Genomic DNA, 26,007 nt, shown 5'->3' with positions numbered 1-26,007 from the left:
AAGATTCCACCTATGCGGATTGTTTAGAAGACTGGAGAAATTGTTTAAACAACCAAGAAAAATCGATTATAGACAAAGATTTTGATAAGTTTTGGATTAGTAAATATTTACGATTTGATACCTGTTCCAGAGAAGACAAAAAACAAGCTGACAGTAAATGTAGCATGAAGGGATTTGATTATGTTATGAAACATAAACCTCATATTTGGAACTTTGAGCATGAGGTATTAAATGAACTCAAAGAATTTTTACAACTATTTGCTGTCTAATCAAAAATCCCCCTAGAAATCTAGAGGGATCGAGGGATATATGGAGGGCAATTTAGAAGTAAATTGTACCACCCCAGCGCTCGTCTAGACGGGGAGCAACCAACATATAAGCGGCGACGTTATACACATCATCTTCGGTCAGATTGCGTAATTCTGGGAAGATATCGGGACGGCTAACATTGGGATGAAATTCGCTGAGATCATCTTCACCATCGTAACTGGTGGGATGTTCTAGATAATCAATCAATGCTAACAGATTATCTCTGGGGGGTTCCGCTTTGGCCAGATCACCCAGACCCAAACTGACATTATTATTAGTTTTGGTTTTACCTTGCAGGTGACACTTAGTACAATTGGCGACAAAAAGTTTCTGTCCTTCCGTCGCTTGTTCAGAAGTCAAAGTCACCGATTCCCCTGCATCATTGAGGGTGATGGTGAGGGTTTTTTCATCGAGTTCTAAGGCACTAGCGCCGTTAAGATTGAATTGTAATACAAAAAAGACTACAGCGATCGCTGCCACAATCAAACGTTTGATCATTGTTCTCCTACTCGCAATTGTTCCAAGAAAGGGGATTTTAAGGTGACTAAAAAATTTTCTCCTCTGGGGGGGTGTCGATCGATTCTAAGTGATCACGGACACCGAGAAGATCGCAGTTGGGAATAAAGTCAAGGGGACGTTTCCGTTTTCGAGGCGGTTACTCCTGAGCGTTGGGATAAAATCAGTGAGATAATTGCTTTAGCATCTTCTAGGGCGAGATTAGTCTGCCGATCTTTATAGGAGATGCCTAATTGGTCGCAAAGTGACAACACAGATTCATCGGCCAGATCGTACTCTGCCGCAATATCAGCGATCGATAGATCAGCAAAACCCATAGTCTAACGCACCCACCAAGGATAGAGAATACTTATTAGTTACCATAATTATCATGCCATTGCTGGGGACATTCTTAACAGTGATCAGTGATCAGTAGCCAGTCGTCAGGAGATTATGTTTATTTGTTCTCCCTTCTCCCCTTCGCCCATCTCCCCACTTCCCCATCACCCCACACCCCACACCCCTAAAATCCCCTAATTTTACCGACTTTTGGACTATTTACTCCTCAAGATAGAGACTCGTGTAAACAAATTTAATTAAAATCGCAAAAAACCTGAAAAAATACTAAAATGTGATTAAGAATGTTATTTTTAGCGTTGTAAGGCTAAATCTTTCTCGATAACATTGTAATCATACCCCCACACTCTTTTGTACAAAGGACTACACCTTTGTTAACTTATGGATATACAACTGATCAACATCGGCTTCGGTAATATTGTTTCCGCTAATCGGGTTATCGCCATCGTTAGCCCAGAATCGGCTCCTATCAAACGCATCATCAGTGATGCTCGGGATAAAGGCTGTTTAATCGATGCTACCTATGGAAGACGGACTCGTGCGGTGATCATCACCGATTCTAGTCATGTGGTGCTGTCGGCCATTCAACCAGAAACCGTGGCTCACCGTTTTGTGGTCAACAAGGAAGCCCCTGTTAATAGTAGCAACTAAGTTATTAACCCCATGCAACCCGGTCAATTAATTGTCATTACCGGCCCTAGCGGTGTGGGCAAGGGTACCCTAGTCCGGCATTTACTAACTCGTTTCCCTAACCTTTACCTGTCCGTATCCGCTACTACGCGCCCACCTCGACCGGGTGAAATTGAGGGGGAAGATTACTACTTTCTTGACCGTCCCAGTTTCGAGGAGAAAATGGCAGCCGGAGAATTTCTCGAATCGGCCGAATACGCGGGCAACTACTATGGGACACCCCAATCGGCGATCGCCGCTCAGTTAGCGGCAGGCCAGACCGTAATTCTAGAAATCGAATTAGAGGGGGCAAGACAGGTCTGTCAAAGCTTCCCCGAAGCGAGGAGAATCTTTATCCTACCCCCCAGTTTCGAGGAATTAGAACGTCGTTTGCGCAGTCGGGGCAAAGATGCCGAAACAGCGATCGCCCGTCGCCTAGAGCGCGCCCGAGAAGAATTGGCCGCCAGCGGGGAATTCCCCGATCAAATCGTCAATGATGACCTAGAAACCGCCCTAGATGCCATCGAGAAGATTATTTTTAGCTGTTAGCCGTTAGTTGAAATTTCTCCATTACCCTATCTCCCCATTACCCTATCCCCTAATCCCTATCTTCCATTCCCTAAGTTACAATCAAAAAACCAACCGCAGCAGCAAGACAAGAAAGCGCAATGATTCCTACCGTTATTGAAACCACAGGCCGGGGCGAACGTGCCTTCGATATCTACTCCCGACTACTCCGGGAAAGAATCGTCTTTTTGGGACAAGAAGTAACCAGCGACCTAGCTAACCTAATCGTCGCCCAATTACTCTTTCTAGAAGCAGAAGACCCCGAAAAAGATATTTACTTGTATATCAACTCCCCTGGGGGTTCCGTTTCGGCTGGATTAGGGATTTTTGACACCATGAATCAAATCCGGCCCGATGTCAGCACCATTTGTATTGGTTTAGCTGCCAGTATGGGGGCTTTTCTCCTCAGTGCCGGCAAACCGGGCAAAAGAATGAGCCTGCCCAACTCGCGGATCATGATTCACCAACCCCTCGGCGGCGCCCAAGGTCAGGCCACCGATATCGAAATTCAGGCCAAAGAAATTCTCTATCTCAAACAATTACTCAATGAACACCTAGCTAGTCATACGGGTAAACCTCTCGACCTCATCGCCGAGGATACGGAAAGGGATTTCTTTATGTCCGCCGAAGAAGCTCTAGACTATGGTTTAATCGATCAAGTGATCGATCGCAGTCCTTCCACTTCCAACCCTCCCCAGTAAATAATTATGATCGGGTAGGCCCTGTCTACCCAAATTTTTGTAAATATTTAGTAAGCAGAAATTAATCATCGATCATCGTTATTAATCTTAAGTAACAGTGAAAAGTTCTAGCGGATTGGGTTAAGATCGAGACGTAACCCGAAAAAAAATTGCAACAGGAATCGGTGGAAACCCCCCGTGGGTTATTAAAAGAAATTTTTTTACTGGCAATCCCTATGAACTATCATCCGCCCTCACAGCCCCTGCCCGCCCCCTGTATTATTGATTCTGGCGTGGTCATCGCTAAAGAAGATATGCGTCGTCTCCTCAATGATATCGGACGAGTTCGCTACATCCATAGTCTCGAAGGGGTGATTCAGAGTGAAGGGGAGGGATGGATAGTGGAAGTTTTCGCCGATTATCAGCAAAGCACCCTAGTTGCTAACTACAGTCTTTATCTCAATACCTGTAGCTTCGATTATCTGCGTTTAACTCGCTCTCCCGACGGTGAAACCTATTTTGATCTGATCCAAGACAATCGGCAATTACGGCTGATTCCCCTGAGTAATCCACTGCAAGACCCCGATATGAAAGCCCGTCTCAATGCTGATACCCTCGAAGCCATGGTTACTCAGGTACTTTCCGCTAAGTGGGATGTGCAGTTTGAAGACGAAGACGACAACGATTGCCCCTTTTAGGCAGCGAGCAAAAATACTGATAACTGATAACTGAAACAGTGGGATTTTCCTTTGAATTAATCGCCCGGTGTCCCCAGACTGGTGCGCGGGTTGGGGTTTGGCATACTCCCCACGGACCAGTAGAAACACCCCGTTTTATGCCCGTGGGAACTTTGGCCACGGTGAAAGGTTTGACCCCCGATCAAATCGCCAGCACGGGGGCGCAAATGATTCTCGCTAATACCTACCACCTGCATCTGCAGCCGGGAGAAAGTATTATCGAGAAAGCAGGAGGTTTACACGAGTTTATGGCATGGAATCAGCCAATATTAACTGATTCGGGTGGATTTCAGGTATTTAGCCTCAGTCAACTCCGGCAAATTAAAGAGTCGGGAGTCACCTTTCGATCGCCCCGGGACGGTAGAATAATCGAAATCACGCCGGAAAAATCGATTCAGATTCAAAATGCCCTCGGTGCCGATGTGATTATGGCCTTCGATGAATGTCCCCCCACGGGAGTCAGTTATGAGACCATGAAAGCATCCATAGAACGCACCTATCGCTGGTTAGAGCGCTGTCTGGAAGCCCATCAACGACCCCAAGAACAGGCTTTATTCGCCATAGTACAAGGGGGAATTTATGAGGATTTACGGGCAGCAGCGGCGGAATCTTTAGTAAAACTCGATTTACCCGGTTATGCTATCGGTGGCGTGAGTGTGGGGGAAGAAACGAGCTTAATTCATCGCATTGTCCAGATAACTGCCCCTTTACTCCCCGAAAATAAACCCCGTTACCTGATGGGAGTGGGAACCTATGGAGAAATGGCCAAGGCGATCGCTAGTGGCATAGATCTGTTTGATTGCGTCATTCCCACCCGTTTTGGTCGCCATGGCACGGCTTTGGTGCGGGGGGAGCGTTGGAACCTAAAAAATGCCCGTTTTAAGGAGGATTTCGCCCCTTTAGACGAGACTTGTCCCTGTTACACCTGTCAACACTTTAGCCGTGCCTATCTGAATCATTTAATTAAATCGGGGGAAATGTTGGGTTATATTCTCTTATCTCTGCACAATATCGCCGAATTAATCAGATTTACCCGCGAAATTCGTCAATCTATCCTAGGGGGGACTTTTGCCCAAGATTTTGCCCCTTGGCTTGAGGATGCCCTAGATGTTACCCCAACGTGATAAAATTTCAGGAAACGTTGAAAAATTTTCTTGTCAAGGTAGATAGAGAGATGGAAACTGCACTTTTGTTCGCCAAATTGCCGGAAGCATACCAAATTTTCGACCCTTTAGTCGATGTCTTGCCCCTGATTCCCCTATTTTTCCTCTTGCTGGCCTTTGTTTGGCAAGCATCCGTCGGTTTTAAATAAATCGACTCTCAATTATCTGATTAAAAAGAGACGTTTTTTAGAGCGTCTCTTTTTCAATTGCAACTGCCATCAAAAAGAGGCAACACCCGATTAAACTTTACGGCGACACAAAGCCAGACCAAATGTACCTGCAACCAATAACCCAATAATACTGGTCGATTCAGGAACAGATTTGAAGGTTAGCTGTATATCAGTCAAACCACCGATCGCACCACCTTGTGCTGGACCATAGGTCCCCAACTTAAATTGGGTAATGTCGAGAGGAAGGAGCAAAGTCCCTGTCCAACTAACCAGATCTCCAGTAATGATATTAAGGGGCTGGTTAGCAACCCCGATTCCAAAATCATCATTATTACTACTACTACTATTGCCATCATAATCTATCCCGATCAAACTGATAGATCGAGTCTCCTGACTATTGGTGATGCTGGCACTTCCAGAACTAGGGGAGATGAATATTCCATTAAGTAAAGTGTCGGCAACGTAGTCGCCAACATTACGCCACTCCTCGGGTGAATCGCCTGGAGTAAGGCCAAATACACCATCAGAAGAAGCTGTAGAAGATCCAGAAAACACCCAAACCGTCTGTCCACTGCCGGCAGTTCCCGTTACATTGACGAGCAAACTCGCTTGTGCAGTTTCAACAACTCCCAAGCTTAAACCAATGGCAGTAGCTGTTATTAGAGTTAATGAGTATTTGAAGTTGATCATCTCGATTTATTGTCCAACCATAAGACTCTGGTATCGTACTTTAGATGGGTGGCGATAGTCAAGGAATTTTCGCAGGGTAAGCGCATCTTAATAATCCTTAACAAAATGAACTTACGAATAATTCGCTGAATTACACTATCAGTGATTGTTATCCTATTCTTGTTCCTGACTCAATTGTGAGAATTCTGCTAAAGATAAAAATTTGGTTACTTTGGGTTTAAAAAGCATCGGCTGCCCCAAATCTATCTTCATTCTATCCACATAGGTAGATTCCTGTTCTGTTAAGAAAAAATATCTACCTAAATTTCTAGCAGCCCTTCCCACAGTGCCGCTACCACCAAAGGGATCGAAGACTAAATCGCCTTTATAGGAATAGAATTTAATCACCCGATTACACAATTCTATGGGAAATACTGCTGTATGAATTTTATCAAAAGTCGGATCAATTCGCCAAACGTTAGAACTTTCATAATCTCCACAAACCTTGCTTTCCTCTATAATATCTTGATCGTATTGTTTCATATTCCAATCAAGCAGTTTATCTGTTTCTTTCCGATAAACCATTAAATATTCGGTGACAGCATTAGGTTTATAAGCTAATGGTTTACGGTGTTGTACAAAGCATCCATTGCGGTTTTTGACACTACTTTCTGGCTTTAACCAGATAATATCATCGATAAATTCCCAACCATGATTAACTAAATAATAGTGTAGATCAAAAGATATTGGATACCGTTTACTAGCATGGGCGCGACTGGTACGAGGGATAATAATCGGGGAAGTATTGACAACTAAAAAGCGACCTTCTTTAGTAATTCGATGGGTTTCTTGGAAGACTTGACAGAGAAAATCTAGGTAAGCTTGATAACTGGTATAAATGGAGTAGTCGCGAGCGTTGTAGTAGGGTGGGGAAGTAAAAGTTAGATGAATAGATTGATCAGGAATATAGGGAAATACTTCTCGCACATCGCTATTAACTACGACATTTTTCATAAATTCTGGGGATAAGGGATGGGGTAGTTGATCGGGAGAAGATTTTTTATTGGTGAAAGCTTTTCTGATAACTGATTGAATAATTTCATTGGGATGATCTGCTAATTTAATTAGAGATTGTTTGACTATATCATTGCTTTTAAAAACCAATAAACCTCGAATTGCCTGTAAGATAATTTTCGGGTCTTTGTCCGTTAAAAATTGAAATAAAAAGGGAATAGTTTCCCCATTCCTCAGACGACCGATTGCCGATACCGCTTCTCTTCTTACTAAAGATTCTGGATCATTAACCGCAAGCTCAAAGAAAAAATTAAGTAAATTTATATCCGCTAGTTTAGCCAGATTTTTAATTGCCAAAAATCTGATCTGCTCTTGGGAGTGTTGAGCGAGATTCATGAGGATATTTTGATTAAAATTATCGGGGATTTGTCCGAGATTTTCTAAGATAAATACCAGATTTTTACTATCCTCCGTTTGGGATAATATTTCGCCGAGAAAGTCGGGATTAGTTATTTTTAATTCCTGGATACTTTCTTTGGTGAGCATTTTTGTTTAATCTTTGGTGACAGTCTAGAGTTTTCCGTTAACATAAGTCAAATTCTCGATTCTGAAAAGCCGACTAGCAAAGGTTTAATTGTGCCTGACAGAGGCAAAAATCAGTACAATTGAATTATAGCACCATTTAATTTACAGCCAAAAGCTCTGGCTGATTGAGTTATCAAACCCAACCAGCAAGTTTTTGGGAATAATTGAATCTCCGATCGATTAAGATATTTTCCTGAGGTGGAAAATGAGAACTTTTTCCCGTTATTCATTGCCTAAGTTAAAACAAAGTCCCGGTTAAATCCGCATCAGTCAAGTCCACATCTTCTAAAATTGCCCCACGCAAATCGGCATAACTGAGATCCGCACCCCGGAAACTGGCCCCGGTGAGATCGGTAATAAATCCGTCTCTTTCGGGACTAGCACGAAAATTAACCCGGCAAAGTCGGCAATCGGCGAAATTAGCTCGATATAACAGGGATCCGCTCAGATTAGCATAGTTGAGATCGGCTCTGCGAAAGTTAGTTTTGCCTAAGTCCGTGCGTTGGTCGGAAGTGGAGCGAAAATCCGTATCGATTAATATGGCCTGCTGGAGATTAGCACTGTTGAGATTAACACCGTTTAAGACGGCTTTGGTTAAATAAGTGGCTTCTAAATTGGCTTCGATCAGATTAGCTCCGCTTAGGTCCGCATCGCGTAAACAAGCTCGATAAAAGTCCACTTGACTTAAATCTGCTCCCCAGAGAATCGCCTCACTTAAATCCGCTTCTCTCAGCAGCGATCGCGCGAGGCGTATTTTTCCCAACCGCGCCTGTCGCAGATCAGCACGGCAAAAATTGACTCCCGGTAGGACAATATTAGTTAAGTCGCCTTCCCGCAAATTAATCCCCTGAAAATCTCTTTCTCCCTCCCGATAGCGTTGACAAAGTTCTTCTAGAAGCATGGAAATTTTTTCCATATCATAATTGACGCAAAATGTCAAGGGTTTGGTAATTTTTATTTAGGGAGATGGAAAGCCGGCAGACTCTCGAATTCCCTGGCCCGTTGACGCATTTGCTGACTAATGCGATCGCAAACCACCTGACAGAGATCATAGATCACGGGGTCGGTAATTTGATAGTAAACGCTGACTCCTTGGGGTTGCCGCGAGATAATTCCCGCTTGGGTTAAAGCTTTCAGGTGTTTGGAGAGATTGGCCTGGCCTAGTCCAGTAGCTTCAGCGATTTCTTTACCATTCATCGCGCCTAATTGCAAGCAACTGAGAATCTGTAGGCGACTGACTTCTGACAGGACTTTGAAATAGTCCGCCACCGAAGCGAGGACGACGCTAGAGGTTTGGGGGGAGAAACTGTCTAACATAGGTGGGTAATAAAGTGACCAGTTAAAAAGGCTGACAATAGGTGATCGTTTAAAACTTTATAACTATTGACTACTATAGTTTAACTGGAGAGGTCACTAGAGTCTAGTCGGCACGAGCGATCGAGAGCGGTAAAATCTTTTCCATTAAGATTTGCACATCTGCCTTAGTCATGGTACTAAGGGCATAACCTTGATAGAGATAGCCAACTCGCTCAAGGTGTGTAGTCTAAATTATCTAATTGTCGGATATTAAAAGTCATAACTCTAGTTGCTCTCCGAGGCTTTCCTTTAATTTTAGGGGGATTAGCTGACCGACAGCCAAACTGACGCTAAAATAGTCTTTGCTGTCTGGGGTTGTTGCTTGCTCCTGACGGTGGTTGTAACCGGTAACTGAACATGACTTCGATTCGTCAACTGCATCGACAACTCGTTAATAAAGAAAAAACAGCCGTCGAAATCGCCACAGAATTTATCGCTCGTATTGAAGCGATCGAACCACAAGTAAAAAGTTTTCTCCATTTAACCCCGGATTTAGCCCTCGCACAAGCCCAAAAAGTGGACGAGAAAATAGCTAGAGGTGAATCTCTGCATCTGTTGGCAGGTATTCCCATCGCATTAAAAGATAATCTCTGCACCAAGGGTATCCCCACCACCTGCGCTTCTCGGATTTTAGAAAATTTTGTCCCTCCCTACGAGTCCACCGTTACCCAAAAATTACGAGATTTAGGGGCAGTTATCGTCGGTAAAACCAATTTAGACGAGTTTGCCATGGGTAGTTCCACCGAAAACTCTGGTTATCATGTTACTGCTAATCCTTGGGACTTATCCCGGGTGCCGGGGGGATCTTCGGGAGGTTCGGCTGCGGCTGTGGCCGCTCAAGAATGCGTGGTAGCCCTAGGATCGGATACTGGTGGCTCAATTCGTCAACCGGCTTCGTTTTGTGGCGTTGTTGGGCTAAAACCGACCTATGGCTTAGTCTCTCGCTTTGGTTTGGTGGCTTACGCTTCTTCTCTCGATCAGATTGGTCCCTTTGGTCGTACCGTAGAAGATGCGGCGATTTTATTACAATCGATTGCAGGTTACGATCCCCAAGATTCTACCAGTCTCAATCTGCCGATTCCTGACTATAGCCAATTCCTGAAAACCAGTTTAAAAGGGCTAAAAATTGGCGTAATTAAGGAAACTTTTGGGGAAGGTTTAGATCAGGTGGTTGCTGAGGCAGTTAATCAAGCTTTAGAGCAGTTAAAGGCCCTCGGTGCCACAATTAAAGAGATTTCCTGTCCCCGTTTCCGTTACGGATTGCCCACCTACTACATTATCGCCCCCTCGGAAGCATCGGCTAATTTAGCCCGTTACGATGGGGTTAAATACGGTGTTCGGGAAGATGCCGACAGTTTAATTGATATGTACACCAAGACTCGCGCTCAAGGTTTTGGTGCGGAAGTTAAGCGCCGGATTATGTTGGGAACCTATACCCTCTCGGCGGGTTATTATGATGCTTATTACCTGAAAGCACAAAAGGTGAGGACTTTGATCAAAGAGGATTTCGATCGAGCTTTTCAATCGGTAGATGTGTTAGTTTCTCCCACTTCACCGACCACAGCTTTTAAAGCCGGGGAAAAAACGGCGGATCCTCTGAGTATGTATTTATCGGATTTAATGACTATTCCCGTCAATTTAGCTGGTTTACCCGGGTTAAGTCTTCCCTGCGGTTTTGATGGGCAAGGTTTGCCGATCGGTTTACAATTAGTGGGTAATGTGCTGCGCGAAGATCAATTATTCCACGTCGCCCACGCCTACGAACAAGCCACCGATTGGCACAAACGTCAACCATCTTTTACAAATTGATACAAAAGCTTTTACTTTGTCATCTCACTCTAACGGTGAAGTTGTGCGGCGGTTGCCAGGTAGCTTTGTGTCTCACCGAAGCGGCTTTTTTCCCTCCGCTGCCCCCGAATTGTTAGCTCTCGCACCTATGGCGACTGGCTTTCAGCAGTGAGCTTTTACTATAAATTCAATTATACTCCCTTATCTCTTCACGATTTGATATTAATTGTCAAGCACTCCTTGGCGATTTTTCGGGGAACTACGAGAAAAATATCTTTGGGAATAAATCGAACTTCTCTCGGTTTTTGAGCCTGATAAACAATACAGTAGTTACTTGGAATCGATCGAAAGTCTTCAATTTTCCGTAAGTGAGCTATATAAATAGCGTCTTCTCTGGCGATGAGATTATCGATTTTTTGTTGATCATCTGGTAGGATCATATCATTCAGTCCTCTAGCGTAGAAAGGAGAAGATTGAACTTTTTCAAAATTATTCGATAGGTAAAGAATATACGAGTCAAGGGTTAGGTTGATAATGTACGGAACACTTGATTTATAGGCATCGATCTCTTTTACTAAGGATTCATAATAACTTTTAACTCTAGTATTAAAAAGTTTTCCTTGAAATATATCTATGTTTTCGGGTTGCTGAAGTCTGCCACTCAATAGATCTTTCGGCCAGTTGTAGTAAACACTAGAAGACTGGACTCCAGCCACGGTACCGCTAAGATATACGATCATAGCGCAGATAATACCTAAGATCATATACCGTTGCCATTTGAGTAATTTTGAGGTAATTTCAAAGCCAGAAAGGGTTAGCAATCCCAAACCAATCGAGGAGGAATTCTGTAAGCGAAAAACTTCGTAGATATGCAGGGCTTGCGCGTAACCGAATAGAGAAATACTGGCAAGTAAAAAAATAACTTTTTCTCGATCTGTAACCAGCAGATTCTTTCTGAAAACTTTTGCAAGTATTGCCTGTATCCAGAATATCGAGTTGCAGAAATTTAATAGATAGATTATTGTTCTAATATCGAATTGTAGTATTGGTGAAATAAAGACTGCTTGTAAGAATCGAATAATTATGTTTTTTACTCCTCCGAAAGAACCTTTATAAAGATTTAAAAGAGTAAAGCTTTGAAGATACCAATCCTGCAAAGATGAAGTGTGATAAAGATAAACAAAAAATATTGCAAATATCGCTATAACTCCTAAATGAAATAATACTATTTTTTTGATAAATGTTTTCCTTTCTTCCTTTGAAGACTTGACAAGTTCCAGCAATAAATACAAGTAAATCGGTACTATTGTTGGACTAAAAGCGGTTTGTCTAGATAGTACATTCAGAGCGAAAAAAATACCCGCTACACAATATACTAAAATCGGTGAATTTTTTGATCGACCATTAGACAAAAGTAGTAAACAGATTAACAAAAAAGTATAAGAAAAGTAATTAGACCACGGATAAATAATATAGCCGTGCAATAAAAACATCAAAATTGTAGAAAAACTGGCGAGGTTCTTACTGATGATTTTCTGCCAGAGTAAATACGATATGTACAAGCTACAAGAGTAAAATAATCCGGTAATAATACCGATCGAGATCGCTTTATTGCCGAAGATAACTAAAGAGAAACCTTGAATTATCGTCGTTAGAATTCCGTATTGAATAAATATTTCTTTAAAAGGTATAGAACCGCGAACTAAGTCTATGGCGTTCCCGTACATAAGCCCCCAATGGTGAGCGTCCGTATTAAGTTTTGATTCGATAACGCTAAAAATAAAGCTGACAATGCACACAGCCAATACCAGTAGATCTGGAGCTGCGATCTGGAATTTTTTGAACGAGGGAATATAATGCATCTAAATTCTCACCATCAGACAATCGTATTCGATCACTCGAAGGCTTTTTTCCCTCGATACAGGAAAAAGTCCCACGATGCTAAATCCCTCTCTCTCGAAACAATTGATGCTTTCGGTTAGATGGGGCATTTCCCGATAGATAGGAATAACCGATATTTCCGATTGTAAAGCCACGATCGAGCCAACGGCATCTCCCAAGCCTGCGAATACTTTTAAATCGTACCCTTGAGTATCCATTTTCAAAAAAATCTTCAGTGCGCTGTAATTTTGCACCTCCCTCTTGAGAAAAGTATCGAGACGACATTTAGTCACCTTTTCCCGACGATCAATCGACTCGGAGCCTTTGAAGCGGACAGAATAGTCGTTGGTCTCTAAAAATGAACTTAATTCTGTAGCTTTAGAAACATTTATCTCCTGTTCTCCATCTTGTTCTGCCAACGCTAAGTTATATATATCCCATAGGGGATCGCTCTGACAAAGTTGACTCGTTTGCTCGAAAACATCCTTGATCGGCTCGAAAGATATGATTTTTCCTTCATACCCGATATTCTGTCGCACATAGCGGGCGAATTGACCTCGATTCGCTCCCACATCTAAAACGAGATCGACCTTGTACTGGCTGAGAACCCGTTTCAATTCCGTATCTGATAAAAACTGATAGGCTCGTTTCACGTGATAGGCAGTATTTTCTTTTTTGGATAAAAGAAATCTATCTTCGCCGTAGCATTGCATCTCGCTGTGAAAAATTGATTGAACCAGCGAGGTAATATAATTTTCTAGCACTTCCCGACACTCCCCATTCTACAACGAATCGATTGAGTTTTTGAATTTTAATCCCGTGTATCGAATTTCTCTGCCGGACAAATTTGTGATTTTGTGGATTTTTCGAAGCAAAGGATTCTGCTCCTCTCCTAGATCGCTTTTCTCTGTAGTTCTAACTCTTGGTACTTTTCTTGAAAAGAACCGGGTATCGATTCTGGTCTAATAAACATTTTATCTTTGTAAATATCGATTTGCCGATGACGGATCGCCTCCTCCGGATAACCAGTATCGTAATGATAAACCGACCAACCCGCGATCCGCACTGCCATACTGATCGCAGCTGCTCCTTCCCCAGCGAAAGTTCTTTTCCGCTCTAAAATGTTGCGAATCTCTCGCCAAGATTGCGGGAATATGTCCTCGTTCCCATCCCTACAAACTACGAAAATCCACTCGTTAATAAACTTACACCCTTCGATCTGGATACCGTAGCGACAGGCGATTTTTTCCAAAAAATCGCCGATTCCCGTTTCTCTGGATTCTCTTCTCAGAAGATTTTTATGCAGATCGTAACAACTTTTTGCAGTCAGTCTGATTTTCCACTGCCTCGATATTGTTGCGTTTTGGAGAATCCGACAGTCTGCGTCAAGAAAGATACAATCGTCGAACCCTAATCGGAATGATGCCGCTATACAGTCTAGTTTATCGTGATAAACGCCGACCGATTGGATGCGGTGGGGGATTGGGATGAGCGAATCGGATTTGGGAAAAACTTCAGGGCGATCAGTGAGAACTACAAAAGGAGTATTATCAGTTATAGTACGAATATACTCGGCGAGGGTAAGGGCGTGATCTCGATATTTCTTCCCGACAGCTAGGGTGACGAAACAAGTTTTCCTATCGCTCAAACTCATAGGCTACTATTGGTATTGTTGTTAACTGCCGCACCTTTCGCGACACACCCTTCACACTCTACCATAGACCCATTGATCCGTCAAGATCGAATTTACGCTTTGCCAACCCACTGTTTATAACAAAGCCATTTCTCCCACCACTTCCAAGCGGGTATAACTGCCGATTTTGAGGAATTTTTCCGAGAGAGATTCGGCCACATTGGGAGTAATCCAGCCTAACTGTTTGAGAATTTGCAAAGCGGCGGCATATTTAGCCCGTTTGGAACCATCCAGGGCTTTAATTGCTAATCCTAGACCTTCACCGACGCGCCCGATACATTGAATACCTTCGGCCCCAGCTTTACTGACGATTTCCCCTTGGCTAACCTGCATTAATTCCGTATCAAAAGCCCCTTCTCCTGCTACCATGCGGGGATGATAGGTCATCGCCCGGACGATTCTTTCTAAGTCTAAACGGTTGCCAGAGGCTAACTGGGCGTAGAGATGGGCCATTTGCCCCAACTGCATTGAATAGGTGGGCGCACCGCAGTCATCGTGGGCGCTGATTAATTCATCTCCCGGCATTCCCAATAATTCGGCAATTTTGCTTAAAATCAGCTTCTGTATCTGACTAGAACGCCGGAGATAGGTATTTAACGGCCAGCCGCGCTGTTGACACACCGCTAACATCCCGGCGTGTTTACCAGAGCAATTGTACTGGAGACGACTGCGTTTACCTTCGGGGAGGGGACATTGCAGGGCATTGGGATCGATATCGGCGCGCCAGAGAATATTAAAGACTTGACGGGCGTGTTCTACTGTGCCTTGGTGAGAACTACAGATAATGGCTAGATCCTTATCGTTGAGATCGTAGCGTTCGAGGGTGCCGGTACTGATGACAGCCAGTGCTTGAAAAGGTTTCAGGGCCGAACGAATAAAGGCGCTAGTTTCGGCGCTGCCGGCGGTGGATAATACCCGGCCGCGGTCATCGCAAATAGCGGCCTCGACATGATGAACCGATTCAATAATACCTTCCCGGAGGAGATGAATTTCTAAGCGGTGGGTTGGTGTACGTTTTACCCTATTCATTCAGATTGGTTGCAGTTAGTGAGTGAAAAATAGCCAGAAAAGACCACTGATAGCGACAATTGCCCCTAGAATCAGGGCGGTTTTTTGTAAACGCTGGAGAATGGGCTGGATTTGATAGGAGACGATTAAACGATCGCGGGTTAAAATGGCGGCGGTTTTGGTCCAGATTTGGCCATCATACCAGCCCGACTCTTCATAAAATACTTTCTCTGATTGCAAGCGATCGTAAACGTAGATCCAGCCTAGATACAAGCGCAATAACACCAATCCTACCAAAATTGTCGAGCCAAAAATCCCCGCACAGAAGAAGAGAAAAGGGGCTTTTTTGAGGGGAAAACTAGCGGCGGCAATCGGTCCGACAATTAACCATGTCCATAACCATAACCAGACAATTTTTTTTGTATAAGAGGCTACATCTAGCGTCGCCCAACGGAAAAACCAAGATTCTTTTAATTGTTCGTACTCGTTAACCGGTTGCTGTTCTTCCGGAACGGGACAGAAATCAAGGGAGGATTTCATGGATTCTACTCCTCCAAATGGTCGCTAGGTAGAGGAATCCGTTGGGCATGACCCCAAAATGCTTCTAAATTATAAAATTCCCGCTCTTTTGGTAAAAAGATATGGACAATGATATCGCCATAATCCATCAGGATCCAGCTACCTTCGCTTTTTCCTTCCACTTGTCGGGGGGATTGTTGCCATTCTAGTTCCATAGCGGCTTCGATCGCGTCCTCGATCGCTCGCACTTGGGTGGTAGAATAGCCAGTAATAATCAGAAAATAATCGGTTAAATAACAGATATCGGCGACTTTCAGGATGGCGATGTCCCCTGCTTTCTTGTCCTCGGCAGCGGTAACAATTGTCTCTAGAAATTGTTCGGTCTTGAGATTTTCGGCGATGGGGGTAATAATTCCAGTGGGATTGGTCATTCAGGTTGTGGTTATCCTTTGGCTGAGGTGGTTTTAAGAGAGTCTTGAGATTATGTTAATCAATGGTTTTAGTTTCTGTTAGTTGTTCTTTAACAATTTGTAACGCCCAGTTGCGGGTTAGCACGGTGCGGGGATGAATGGGACAATGGCTACTTAAAAGATATTTTAGGGAATAATCGCAGGTTTGTTGAACGCTTTTATGGAGATTTTGATAGCTGAGTTGTCGTAGGGCGTTTAATTCGGGTGTATCGCCGCGATTGGGTTCCAAGGCATCGGCAATAAAGACTATACAGCTAAGATCGCTCATATTGGGTTTACCGAGGGTATGATTGCGAATTGCTTCGAGAATTTCCTCATCGGTAACTTTAAATTCTTTTTGGGCGACAATTGCACTCACATCGGCGTGGAGTAAGTGGGGATGGGATGCACAGATATTATCCACGTCTATTCCCGCCGATTCCGCCATTTTTAGCAGTTTTTTGGGCTTGAAAAATTTGGCTAGATCGTGCATTAACCCAGCTTGCCCAGCTTGGACGGGATCGAGATCGTGATGACGAGCTAAATCAATACACATGGTCTCGACACCGAGAATATGGCGCAGACGGTGTTCGTTGACGTTTTCTTTTAACCAGTCGATAACTTGCTGTCGCATCTTTTTTTTGCCCTTGTGGAACCCCAAAACAATTGTAACAATTACTATACAATTTTGCCTATCGCTCCGAGGTTCGATCTTTACCAATCATCGTCGCAACTAGCTTCTAAAACTTCTTCTTGCTGCCAATCATCCTGAAAAGGTTGTACCACTTTACCGATCGCATCGGCCACAAAAGACTTAATAAATTCTTCCTTGCGACTGAGTTGAAATTGTCTTTGTACCACTTCCGTCATACCACCGTCACCCCAGTCTTGATCCTGACGGAAATATTCAATAAAACTTTTGCCGGCAATGCGGGTTAAATAGGCGGCACTGACCCCTTGAATTGCCTTACCGACTATATAGGTAGTAAAATTTAATTGTAGGATTCTGGCTAATAATTCTACTGCTCCTTTCACCACTCCCAAACTAACTAGAGTTTTGCCTAAAGATAGAGCCAATTCTTTGCCTCGATCACTGTTAATTTCACAGCCATAAACTTGACCAATTTCTCTGACCATTTGAGCATTAACCGCCGCCGTTGCTAACAGATCGAACACTGGTAAGGGAGTCACTGCAATCACTCCCGCGCCGATCCACTGATAGCGATCGATAATTTTATCAGCTTGGCGACGACGTTGGCGATCAATAATTTTCCTAGCTTCTTCCCCCAATCTTTGGGATTGTAAGAGGATATTATCCGCCACTAAATCCTCCCCTTCAGCCCGTAAAACTGAAGCTAAACGTTTAATTAAAGCTAAAATATCTGGTTCTGGTGTGATGATTTGTCCACCAGTTAAACGTACTGGTTGGGGATTAGCGGCGACGGCAATAATATCAGCGGAAAGAATCACTCCTTTTAGACGTTCTCGTAATTGTTTTAAAATAATATCTCGATCTTCGTCGCTATAGAGATCGATTTTATTAAAGACTAAGAGAGAGCGTTTACCAATATCAATTAAACGCAATAAAGGGCCGTATTCCGATTGTCGAATATCGTTATCAATGACAAATAAAAGTAAATCTGCTTCCGTGGCTAATTGTCGCGCTAACTGTTCCCTTTGACCTCCGGCTGCACCAATTTCGAGAATGCCGGGAGTATCGGTAATTTGAATTTCCCGATTCACACCTTTCATTTTTAAACTATAGGTTTCCCCTTTTTCCGTGGTTCCCATGGTTGCCTCCACATTGCCCACCATTTGACCGATGAGGGCGTTAATTAGGGAGGTTTTTCCCGCCGATCCCGTGCCGAAAACAATGATTTTAACTTCTTTTCTAACTAAACTTCGCTCAATTTCTTGGGAACGCTTAATAAAAACCTGTTGGGTTACTTTATCTTGAATTTGCTCCACTTGTTGCCGGATAGCTTTTAAGGTTTCCCCGGCGGCCTCAGTTTTTTCTACTGGTAATTTTAGGGGTGGACGGGAGGAAGAACGCAACCCGCGGCGACTTTTTTGGCGCTGGGGCAGCAGATAAAAGTAGTACATAAGAACGTAGATCAGCAATCCCAGCAGTCCGATAATGAGTAAAAGCAGAATATTAGCTAAGATAGGAGCGGTAAAGGCGATCTGGATGTAAAGACGATAGATAGAGTTGACTAACCACAACATTAATCCGAAAATAAAGCTCAGACCAATGATTAAAGTGGCAAGACGGGGTAATTTCATCAGCTTTAACGGTAGGGGATTCCTTGATCTTGATCTTAGTTCTTTGTCGGCCGATTGTCGGGAACCAGAATAGACTATTATCTATAGTCATAATTGTTTTTATTCATCAGCCAATTTCTGTAAATCTACTAAGTTGGGATTTTTAAAGGGAAACTCTCTGCCCAAATTGGGCTTTACTTGCGATTTTATCGCTCAATCCCAGCTTTTGGGGGGTTCTACCCCCCAAACCCCAGAGCGCATTAGTTTTTCGATGGGATGCTTACACGCAGCTGCTGATACATTTGTCGTCATCTAAGAGTCACTGACAATTGCTGATTGTCGGTATTCCTGCAAATGTGAGATGCAGACGTATTCAGGGATCAGGGGACAGCTTTTTATTTATTCTCCCTTCTCCCCACTTCCCCAATTCCCCACTTCCTTCGGGCCAGAAAAGGGGTAAGATAATAAGTTTAGTGATAAGATGACCGAATTGTAAGCGGGGACTTGATATGGCAGAAACCCTATTATTTAATGCTTTGCGACAGGCGATCGATGAAGAAATGGGCCGCGACCAGACAGTATTTGTTTTGGGTGAAGATGTGGGTCATTACGGTGGTTCCTACAAAGTTACCAAAGATCTCTACAAAAAATATGGCGATTTAAGGGTTTTAGATACTCCCATCGCTGAAAATAGTTTTACGGGCATGGCAGTGGGGGCAGCCATGACGGGATTGCGTCCGATTATTGAAGGCATGAATATGGGTTTTCTTCTGCTTGCCTTTAACCAAATTGCCAACAATGCTGGGATGTTACGTTATACCTCCGGTGGTAATTTTAAGATACCCATGGTTATCCGCGGTCCGGGGGGTGTGGGGAGACAATTAGGTGCGGAACATTCCCAACGTTTAGAGGCCTATTTTCATGCGGTACCCGGCCTAAAAATTGTCGCTTGTTCCACTCCCTATAATGCCAAAGGTTTATTAAAATCGGCGATTAGAGATAATAACCCCGTGCTTTTCTTTGAACACGTTCTTCTCTATAATCTCAAGGAAAATTTACCTGATAGCGAGTATCTTTTACCCCTCGATAAAGCGGAAATCGTTCGCAAGGGAGAAGATATAACTATTCTCACCTATTCGCGGATGCGTCATCACTGTTTACAGGCATTAAAACAGTTAGAAAAAGATGGCTATGATCCAGAAATTATCGATTTAATTTCCCTGAAACCCTTTGATATGGAGACGATTGCCGCTTCGATTCGCAAGACTCACAGGGTGATTATCGTGGAAGAATGTATGAAAACTGCGGGAATTGCTTCCGAGTTAATTGCTTTAATTAACGAGCAGTTATTCGATGAATTGGATGCCCCAGTGTTAAGATTATCTTCCCAAGATATCCCCACACCTTATAACGGTAATCTAGAAAGATTGACGATTATTCAACCTAATCAAATTGTCGAAGCTGTCCAAAAAATGGTCGGCGATCGCATTTAACAAATTCTCCTTTTGATACTGAAGTTATGCAGAGACAAAATTGGTTATTGTTACTGATCATCGGCCTAGTTGTTGCCTCGATCTTTATCCTGATTAAGTTACCCCTACAATTAGGTTTGGACCTGCGCGGTGGTAGTCAATTAACCATTCAGGTTAAACCCACTGAAACCGTGACAACCATTCAACCTAATGATTTAAAGGCCGTACAAAATGTGATTGAAAATCGCGTTAATGCCCTCGGTGTTTCTGAATCATTAGTGCAGACTGTGGACAGTAAAAATCAGGTAATCGTGCAACTACCGGGGGTCACAGATCCCAAAGAAGCTGAAAGAAACCTAAATGTTCAGGCCCAATTAGAATTTCGTCAGCAAAAACAAGGTACAGAAGGAGAATTTCGGGCTGAATACTCGATTTTTCAACAAAAAAAAGCGGAATTAGCCGCCCTCAAAGCCGAGAATAAACCCGAAAATGCCGCTAAAATTGCCGAACTGGAACAATCTCTGCAAAAATCTAAAGAGGCAATTTTAAAGCTATTTGAATCGGTGGACTTAACCGGAAAAAATCTGCAAAATGCCACTATTAGTTCCACCCAAGGCACTAACTGGGAAGTGGCCATTACTTTCGACTCGGAAGGGGGCAATAAATTCGCCGAACTGACTAAAGCGATCGCTGGTACGGGTCGCAGTATTGGCATTTTCCTCGATAATGAATTAATTAGTGCTCCTGTGGTTGGTGTAGAGTTTGCCCAAACGGGAATCACGGGAGGCCGGGCCGTGATTACTGGTAATTTTACCGCCGAAACTGCCAACGATCTAGCGATTCAATTGCGCGGTGGTTCCCTACCTTTCCCCGTTAAAGTGGAAGAAATTCGCACCGTTGGGGCAACTTTAGGACAGGATAGCATCCGTCGCAGTATCTACGCTGGTTTAGTGGGTTTACTGTTAGTTTTAATCTTCATGGCGGTTTATTACCGTTTACCCGGTATTATTGCCGATATTTCCCTGATTATCTATACTATTCTCTCTCTGGGGGCTTTTGCCCTAGTGGGAGTCACCATGACGTTACCCGGTATTGCTGGATTTATCCTCAGTATCGGTATGGCAGTTGATGCAAATGTACTGATTTTTGAGCGTACCCGGGAGGAATTAAGGGCCGGAAAATCCCTATTTCGGGCAGTGGAGTCGGGATTTTATCGGGCTTTTTCCAGTATTCTCGATAGTAATGTCACTACTTTAATCGCCTGTGGAGCATTATTTTGGTTGGGTTCGGGATTAGTCAAGGGTTTTGCTTTAACTTTAGCCATTGGGGTAGCTGTGAGTATGTTTACCGCTTTAACCTGTAGTCGTACTCTCCTGTTAATCACCGTGTTAAACGTCCCCAGCGTTCGTCAAAAACCGCAACTTTTCTGCCCCAATTTACCGGTAAACCAATAATCAGTTATCAGGAGTCAGGTGTAGGGTGGGTTGGGCGACGATAAGTTATGCTGTTGACCAATAATTTCTGATTCGCCGTAACCCACCGATTGTCATAACCCACTCCCCACTCCCCAAATCCCTTTTTTCCTTTTTACTTAATCAATATGGCATTTAGCGTCACAAAACAGCGTAATTTTTGGTGGACAGTCTCGGCCCTGCTGACGATTGGCAGTATTTTGGCCATGGTGATTTCTTGGTTCACTATTCAAGCACCTTTACGACCGAGTTTAGATTTTGTTGGTGGCACGAGAATTCAGATAGAATTAGCCTGTGCCAAAAAGAATAACTGTGAGAAACCCTTAACTACTGCCGAAGTGCAAGGGATTTTAGACGAGGAGGGATTGGGTAACAGTAGTGTGCAGGTGTTGGATAAATATACTTTATCGGTGCGGACTAAAACCCTCGTAGAAGAACAGAGAACGAAATTACTCGACACCTTAAACCAGAAAATTGGCACCTTTGACCCCGAAACTGGTCAAATCGATACGGTCGGGCCGACCATCGGTCAGGAATTATTTAGGTCGGGATTTTTAGCTTTATTAGTGTCATTCTTCGGCATTGCTGCCTATCTAAGCTTCCGTTTTCAACGTGATTACGCTTTTTTTGCCATTGTCGCCCTGCTGCACGACGTTTTGATCACTTTAGGGGTCTTTGCGGTTTTAGGCTTAATTGCGGGGGTAGAAGTGGATAGTTTATTTTTGGTTTCCCTCTTGACAATTGTGGGCTTTTCTGTTAATGACACAGTGGTAATTTATGATCGTGTGCGGGAAAATTTTGTCAATACCCCCGAATTGTCCGTGGATGAAATTGTCGATAATGCGGTGAGTCAAACCCTAACTCGTTCGATTAATACCACCCTGACCACTTTATTGCCTCTGGTGGCGATTTTTCTCTTTGGTGGCAGCACTTTAAAATATTTTGCCCTAGCTTTAATTATCGGTTTCGTAGCGGGGGCCTATTCGAGTATTTTTATCGCTAGTACCCTACTAGCTTGGTGGCGCGGTCGTTCCCATCGAATTAAGGCTGTGCAAGCTTAAAAATATAGCGTTTTTCAGTCTGCTGAGGTACAAAAGTTCTGGGTTTTAGGCAAAAGGCAAAAGGGAAGAAAAATAGGTGTACCTCACTAGCTTAGGAAACGCTATAGCTTTTGGCTGTTAGTAGGGTACTGGTTTTGATTAAAATCGAAAAAAGCTATGGTGTAAGTCTTAGAGGCAATAGAGAAAATAATTAAAGCCTAGACGTAGCCCCGTCCTTATTATACTATTACTGTCATAATATCAAAACAAAGAGAGCTCTCCTAGACTGGTTATAGGAAATCTCAGTAAGGTTCCCTTTAGTAAAAAGTCTGGCTCTCTTGGGTTTGGTGGGTAAAATGTATTATAAAATACAGTCCTGCTGACGGTCGCAACGCGCTCGCTACGCGAGACCGAGTGGAAGGAACCACAAAGACACAAAGGACACAAAAATTGATCGCTCCTATATAATTTAAACTTATCACACAAAGAATAAGAGAGCCAAAGTCCTTTAGTAATGCTGGCAGATAGACACTGCAACAGAGACATTTATCCATCGAGTGCTCAATTCCCCGAAAATGACAGTTTAAGCATGACATGGAGGGTTAACGAGCGAGATTTTCCCTCAATAATCACGATTTTCTCACCACCTCCCCTCGATCGTTGTGCGTGAGAAAACGGATAATTAATTCAGTGATCAGGCAAAAGGCGGTTAGGTGTGGGGGTTTTTCCTTTGTCCCTGAAATACCTCTCCACCCCAACAGTCCACCCCATATATAAGGAGAATAATTAACTATGACCGAAAATAGAGGTCCGATTCCCGTAGTTGTCAACGGTGCAGCCGGCAAAATGGGACGGGAAGTCATTAAAGCCGTTGCTCGTGCCGACGATATGATCTTAGTGGGTGCAGTGGATCGAAATCCCGCTTTTCGAGGTCAGGATGTGGGAGAAGTGGCCGGTTGTGAACCCCTAGAAGTGCCGATTCTCGACGATTTACAGAGTGTTTTAGTCCTGGCAACTCAGGAAAAAGTGCAAGGGGTGATGGTGGATTTTACCCATCCCGACGGTGTTTATGACAATACCCGTAGTGCGATCGCCTATGGAGTGCGTCCCGTGGTGGGAACTACGGGATTATCAGCGGCACAACTGCAAGATTTAGCCGAATTTGCCGAAAAAGCCAGCACTGGCTGTTTAGTTATCCCCAATTTTTCCATTGGCATGGTTTTACTACAACAGGCTGCCATGCAAGCATCTCGCTACTTTGATCATGTGGAAATTATCGAACTGCATCACAATCAAAAAGCAGACGCACCCAGTGGAACAGCCATTAAAACCGCCGAATTACTGGCCGAATTAGGTAAAACCTTTAATCCTGCCCAAGTTTCCGAAAAAGAAACCATCCCCGGCGCTAGAGGCGGTTTAACTGCTGAGAACATCCGTATTCATAGCGTGCGTTTACCCGGTTTAATTGCCCACCAGGAAGTCATTTTCGGATCCACCGGGGAAATCTATACCCTTCGTCATGATACCAGCGATCGCTCTTGTTATATGCCAGGGGTTCTCCTCTCTATCCGCAAAGTTACTCAGCTGCAATCCCTCGTTTACGGTTTAGAAAAAATCCTCTAAATCGAGACATTTTAGAGCAAGGAGAGGAAAAGGGCAAAGAAGAGAAATCTTGACAAATTGCCCTAAAAATGCTTTTTGCTGGTTTTTCTGTTCCCCGTTTATCGGTCTTAGGATTAACTATAGAACAAATTGCCCAAGCTTTAGACTCAGAGATTGAACAAGTACCACAAGTCATTGAGGGACACAATTGAGTGAAAACGGACAGTATTTTCTATCGTCTCTTTCAGACTTTTCCGCAAAGTTTCTTTGATTTGCTCAATCTTCCCCCAGAAACCGTCAATCATTATCAATTTTCCTCCCTAGAAGTTAAACAACTCGCTTTTCGTTTAGATGGGGTCTTTCTTCCCGATAACCTCAATGATCCGATTTACTTTGTTGAGGTACAATTTCAAAAAGATGAACGGTTTTACTCACGCTTTTTTAGTGAAATATTTCTCTATTTTCATCAAAGCGAGTTAAGCCAGAATTGGCAAGGGGTGATCATTTATCCCCATCGGGAAATTGAAAATAGTCCCAAATCTCGTTATCAAGAATTCTTTGAGTCAGGACGGGTTAACTGTTATTATCTGAATCAGTTAGATGAGGGGGATTCTCTGGGGGTAAAAGTGTTACAATTAATTGTAGAATCGGAACAAAAGACCTTAGCCCAAGGCAAAGAACTGATTCAACAAGTTAGACAACAATTTCAGGAGTCTTCAAAAAGACAGGATATTCTCGAATTAATTGAGACAATTATCATTTATAAATTGCCCAAATTAAACCGTAAGGAGATAGAAAAAATGTTTAGTTTAAGTGATTTAAGAGAAACTAAAGTCTATCAAGAAGCTTTGGAGGAAGGAGAATTATCCGCTAAAAAAAGCCTGATTTTGCGTCAGCTAAACTTAAAACTCGGTTCTATTCCTTTAAAGCTAGAACAAAAAATTAAACAGTTAAATCCTAATCAACTGGATAATTTAGCTCTTGCTTTATTGAATTTTTCGGATTTAGAAGATTTGCAACAATGGTTAAATTAATAGGATTAAGTCTAGGAGAAATTGCCCAAGCTTTAGACTTAGAAATTGAACAAGTACCAGAAGTCAATGAGGGACAAAATTGAGTGAAAACGGACAGTATTTTCTATCGTCTCTTTGAGACTTTTCCCGAAAGTTTCTTTGATTTGCTCAATCTTCCCCCAGAAACCGTCAATCATTATCAATTTTCCTCCCTAGAAGTTAAACAACTGGCTTTTCGTTTAGATGGGGTTTTTCTTCCCGATAACCTCAATGATCCGATTTACTTTGTCGAGGTACAATTTCAAAAAGATGAACGGTTTTACTCACGCTTTTTTAGTGAAATATTTCTCTATTTTCATCAAAGTGAGAGGAATAACAATTGGCAAGGAGTGATCATTTATCCCCATCGGGAAATTGAAAATAGTCCCAAATCTCGTTATCAAGAATTCTTTGAGTCAGGCCGGGTTAACTGTTATTATCTGAATCAGTTAGATGAGGGGGATTCTCTGGGGGTAAAAGTGTTACAATTAATTGTAGAATCGGAACAAAATACCTTAGCGCAAGGAAAAGAACTGATTCAACAGGTTAGACAACAATTTCAGGAGTCTTTAAAAAGAGAGGACATTCTAGAATTAATTGAGACAATTCTCATTTATAAATTGCCCAAATTAAACCGTAAGGAGATTGAAAAAATGTTTAGTTTAAGTGATTTAAGAGAAACTAAAGTCTATCAAGAAGCTTTGGAGGAAGGCAGAGAGGAAGGCAGAGAGGAAGGGGAATTATCCGCTAAAAAAAGCCTAATTTTGCGTCAGCTAAACTTAAAACTCGGTTCTATTCCTTTAAAGCTAGAACAAAAAATTAAACAGTTAAATCCTAATAAATTGGATAATTTAGCTCTTGCGTTGTTGGGTTTTTCGGATTTAGAAGATTTGCAACAATGGTTAAATTAATAGGATTAAGTCTAGGAGAAATTGCCCAAGCTTTAGACTTAGAAATTGAACAAGTACCAGAAGTCAATGAGGGACAAAATTGAGTGA

30 protein-coding genes and 1 pseudogene are annotated in these 26,007 nt (G+C 42.9%); 16 read left to right on the top strand and 15 right to left on the bottom strand.

Features of this window, described 5'->3' with window-relative positions:
• Positions 1–321: 321 nt before the first annotated feature.
• Positions 322–807 (bottom strand): photosystem II cytochrome c-550, encoded by a 486-nt coding sequence (psbV, locus tag MiAbW_RS10270; RefSeq protein ID WP_151696046.1) that lies wholly within the window; start codon positions 805–807, stop codon positions 322–324.
• A 128-nt stretch (positions 808–935) separates the two neighbouring features.
• Positions 936–1,142, bottom strand: a complete 207-nt coding sequence (locus tag MiAbW_RS10265; protein ID WP_002735525.1) for a hypothetical protein — start codon at positions 1,140–1,142, stop codon at positions 936–938.
• A 400-nt stretch (positions 1,143–1,542) separates the two neighbouring features.
• Here MiAbW_RS10265 and remA point away from each other — a divergent pair, with 400 nt between their 5' ends.
• The 6 genes from remA (at position 1,543) to MiAbW_RS10235 (ending at position 5,126) form a co-directional block, all read left to right on the top strand.
• Positions 1,543–1,812, top strand: a complete 270-nt coding sequence (gene remA, locus MiAbW_RS10260; protein ID WP_002737924.1) for an extracellular matrix/biofilm regulator RemA — start codon at positions 1,543–1,545, stop codon at positions 1,810–1,812.
• Between the two features lie 12 nt (positions 1,813–1,824).
• Positions 1,825–2,379 (top strand): guanylate kinase, encoded by a 555-nt coding sequence (gene gmk, locus MiAbW_RS10255; RefSeq protein ID WP_151696045.1) that lies wholly within the window; start codon positions 1,825–1,827, stop codon positions 2,377–2,379.
• Between the two features lie 80 nt (positions 2,380–2,459).
• Positions 2,460–3,098 (top strand): ATP-dependent Clp endopeptidase proteolytic subunit ClpP, encoded by a 639-nt coding sequence (gene clpP, locus MiAbW_RS10250; RefSeq protein WP_274596526.1) that lies wholly within the window; start codon positions 2,460–2,462, stop codon positions 3,096–3,098.
• 215 nt (positions 3,099–3,313) lie between these two features.
• Positions 3,314–3,775 (top strand): hypothetical protein, encoded by a 462-nt coding sequence (locus MiAbW_RS10245; RefSeq protein ID WP_151696043.1) that lies wholly within the window; start codon positions 3,314–3,316, stop codon positions 3,773–3,775.
• 38 nt (positions 3,776–3,813) lie between these two features.
• Entirely contained in the window at positions 3,814–4,938 is a 1,125-nt protein-coding gene (gene tgt, locus MiAbW_RS10240) for a tRNA guanosine(34) transglycosylase Tgt (RefSeq protein ID WP_151696042.1), read from the top strand.
• 50 nt (positions 4,939–4,988) lie between these two features.
• Positions 4,989–5,126, top strand: coding sequence for a photosystem II reaction center protein K (locus MiAbW_RS10235; RefSeq protein ID WP_002739211.1), 138 nt, complete (start codon positions 4,989–4,991; stop codon positions 5,124–5,126).
• A 90-nt stretch (positions 5,127–5,216) separates the two neighbouring features.
• On the opposite strand, the gene MiAbW_RS10230 is transcribed toward MiAbW_RS10235, so the two are convergent.
• The 5 genes and pseudogenes from MiAbW_RS10230 to MiAbW_RS20770 all read right to left on the bottom strand — a co-directional run.
• Positions 5,217–5,837, bottom strand: a complete 621-nt coding sequence (locus MiAbW_RS10230; protein ID WP_151696041.1) for a PEP-CTERM sorting domain-containing protein — start codon at positions 5,835–5,837, stop codon at positions 5,217–5,219.
• A gap of 153 nt (positions 5,838–5,990) precedes the next feature.
• The gene (locus MiAbW_RS10225; protein ID WP_151696040.1) at positions 5,991–7,376 is read right to left on the bottom strand and encodes a DNA methyltransferase; all 1,386 of its coding nucleotides are present in this window, start codon (positions 7,374–7,376) and stop codon (positions 5,991–5,993) included.
• Between the two features lie 277 nt (positions 7,377–7,653).
• Positions 7,654–8,316, bottom strand: coding sequence for a heterocyst differentiation pentapeptide repeat protein HetL (gene hetL / locus MiAbW_RS10220; protein ID WP_151696039.1), 663 nt, complete (start codon positions 8,314–8,316; stop codon positions 7,654–7,656).
• Between the two features lie 53 nt (positions 8,317–8,369).
• A complete protein-coding gene (locus MiAbW_RS10215) occupies positions 8,370–8,732 on the bottom strand; it encodes an ArsR/SmtB family transcription factor (RefSeq protein WP_002738764.1) in 363 nt (120 codons plus the stop codon).
• A gap of 106 nt (positions 8,733–8,838) precedes the next feature.
• Positions 8,839–8,992 (bottom strand): annotated as a pseudogene (locus MiAbW_RS20770) (DUF6398 domain-containing protein); the annotation flags it as partial.
• Positions 8,993–9,128: 136 nt separating this feature from the next.
• Here MiAbW_RS20770 and gatA point away from each other — a divergent pair.
• Positions 9,129–10,580: an Asp-tRNA(Asn)/Glu-tRNA(Gln) amidotransferase subunit GatA gene (gene gatA / locus MiAbW_RS10210; protein WP_151696038.1), complete on the top strand. Its 1,452-nt coding sequence runs from the start codon at positions 9,129–9,131 to the stop codon at positions 10,578–10,580.
• 188 nt (positions 10,581–10,768) lie between these two features.
• On the opposite strand, the gene MiAbW_RS10205 is transcribed toward gatA, so the two are convergent.
• The 8 genes from MiAbW_RS10205 to MiAbW_RS10170 all read right to left on the bottom strand — a co-directional run bounded on the left by MiAbW_RS10205 (position 10,769) and on the right by MiAbW_RS10170 (position 18,392).
• Positions 10,769–11,971, bottom strand: coding sequence for a hypothetical protein (locus MiAbW_RS10205; protein ID WP_373996347.1), 1,203 nt, complete (start codon positions 11,969–11,971; stop codon positions 10,769–10,771).
• A 450-nt stretch (positions 11,972–12,421) separates the two neighbouring features.
• A complete protein-coding gene (locus MiAbW_RS10200; protein ID WP_151696036.1) occupies positions 12,422–13,204 on the bottom strand; it encodes an FkbM family methyltransferase in 783 nt (260 codons plus the stop codon).
• A 128-nt stretch (positions 13,205–13,332) separates the two neighbouring features.
• Positions 13,333–14,094: a hypothetical protein gene (locus MiAbW_RS10195; protein WP_151696035.1), complete on the bottom strand. Its 762-nt coding sequence runs from the start codon at positions 14,092–14,094 to the stop codon at positions 13,333–13,335.
• A 114-nt stretch (positions 14,095–14,208) separates the two neighbouring features.
• A complete protein-coding gene (locus tag MiAbW_RS10190) occupies positions 14,209–15,162 on the bottom strand; it encodes an asparaginase (RefSeq protein ID WP_151696034.1) in 954 nt (317 codons plus the stop codon).
• Positions 15,163–15,177: 15 nt separating this feature from the next.
• Positions 15,178–15,681 (bottom strand): CGLD27 family protein, encoded by a 504-nt coding sequence (locus MiAbW_RS10185; protein WP_002763155.1) that lies wholly within the window; start codon positions 15,679–15,681, stop codon positions 15,178–15,180.
• A 5-nt stretch (positions 15,682–15,686) separates the two neighbouring features.
• The gene (gene rsfS, locus MiAbW_RS10180; RefSeq protein ID WP_151696033.1) at positions 15,687–16,091 is read right to left on the bottom strand and encodes a ribosome silencing factor; all 405 of its coding nucleotides are present in this window, start codon (positions 16,089–16,091) and stop codon (positions 15,687–15,689) included.
• A gap of 55 nt (positions 16,092–16,146) precedes the next feature.
• A complete protein-coding gene (gene yqeK, locus MiAbW_RS10175; protein WP_151696032.1) occupies positions 16,147–16,743 on the bottom strand; it encodes a bis(5'-nucleosyl)-tetraphosphatase (symmetrical) YqeK in 597 nt (198 codons plus the stop codon).
• Positions 16,744–16,823: 80 nt separating this feature from the next.
• Positions 16,824–18,392, bottom strand: coding sequence for a YcjF family protein (locus tag MiAbW_RS10170; protein ID WP_151696031.1), 1,569 nt, complete (start codon positions 18,390–18,392; stop codon positions 16,824–16,826).
• A 488-nt stretch (positions 18,393–18,880) separates the two neighbouring features.
• Here MiAbW_RS10170 and MiAbW_RS10165 point away from each other — a divergent pair, with 488 nt between their 5' ends.
• The 9 genes from MiAbW_RS10165 (at position 18,881) to MiAbW_RS10125 (ending at position 26,003) form a co-directional block, all read left to right on the top strand.
• Positions 18,881–19,864 (top strand): alpha-ketoacid dehydrogenase subunit beta, encoded by a 984-nt coding sequence (locus tag MiAbW_RS10165; RefSeq protein WP_002742584.1) that lies wholly within the window; start codon positions 18,881–18,883, stop codon positions 19,862–19,864.
• A gap of 26 nt (positions 19,865–19,890) precedes the next feature.
• Positions 19,891–21,297, top strand: a complete 1,407-nt coding sequence (secD, locus tag MiAbW_RS10160) for a protein translocase subunit SecD (RefSeq protein WP_151696030.1) — start codon at positions 19,891–19,893, stop codon at positions 21,295–21,297.
• A 146-nt stretch (positions 21,298–21,443) separates the two neighbouring features.
• Positions 21,444–22,376 carry a protein translocase subunit SecF gene (gene secF / locus MiAbW_RS10155; RefSeq protein WP_151696029.1) on the top strand — a complete coding sequence of 311 codons (933 nt, stop codon included), beginning with the start codon at positions 21,444–21,446 and terminating at the stop codon, positions 22,374–22,376.
• A gap of 771 nt (positions 22,377–23,147) precedes the next feature.
• Positions 23,148–23,978 carry a 4-hydroxy-tetrahydrodipicolinate reductase gene (gene dapB / locus MiAbW_RS10145; RefSeq protein WP_151696027.1) on the top strand — a complete coding sequence of 277 codons (831 nt, stop codon included), beginning with the start codon at positions 23,148–23,150 and terminating at the stop codon, positions 23,976–23,978.
• 68 nt (positions 23,979–24,046) lie between these two features.
• Positions 24,047–24,169: a hypothetical protein gene (locus tag MiAbW_RS20450; protein ID WP_274596524.1), complete on the top strand. Its 123-nt coding sequence runs from the start codon at positions 24,047–24,049 to the stop codon at positions 24,167–24,169.
• Positions 24,170–24,991 (top strand): Rpn family recombination-promoting nuclease/putative transposase, encoded by an 822-nt coding sequence (locus tag MiAbW_RS10140; protein WP_151696026.1) that lies wholly within the window; start codon positions 24,170–24,172, stop codon positions 24,989–24,991.
• Positions 24,979–25,074: a plasmid maintenance system killer protein gene (locus tag MiAbW_RS10135; protein WP_151696024.1), complete on the top strand. Its 96-nt coding sequence runs from the start codon at positions 24,979–24,981 to the stop codon at positions 25,072–25,074. The genes MiAbW_RS10140 and MiAbW_RS10135 overlap by 13 nt, the downstream gene beginning before the upstream one ends.
• On the top strand, positions 25,075–25,920 hold the full coding sequence (locus tag MiAbW_RS10130) for an Rpn family recombination-promoting nuclease/putative transposase (RefSeq protein WP_151696025.1): 846 nt from the start codon (positions 25,075–25,077) through the stop codon (positions 25,918–25,920).
• A complete protein-coding gene (locus tag MiAbW_RS10125; RefSeq protein WP_151696024.1) occupies positions 25,908–26,003 on the top strand; it encodes a plasmid maintenance system killer protein in 96 nt (31 codons plus the stop codon). The genes MiAbW_RS10130 and MiAbW_RS10125 overlap by 13 nt, the downstream gene beginning before the upstream one ends.
• Positions 26,004–26,007 lie beyond the last annotated feature (4 nt).

The organism is Microcystis aeruginosa NIES-4325 (assembly GCF_008974145.1).
Lineage (GTDB): Bacteria > Cyanobacteriota > Cyanobacteriia > Cyanobacteriales > Microcystaceae > Microcystis > Microcystis aeruginosa_G.
The sequence above is the reverse complement of the archived record's forward strand: the minus strand, read 5'-3'. Positions and strand labels throughout refer to the sequence as shown.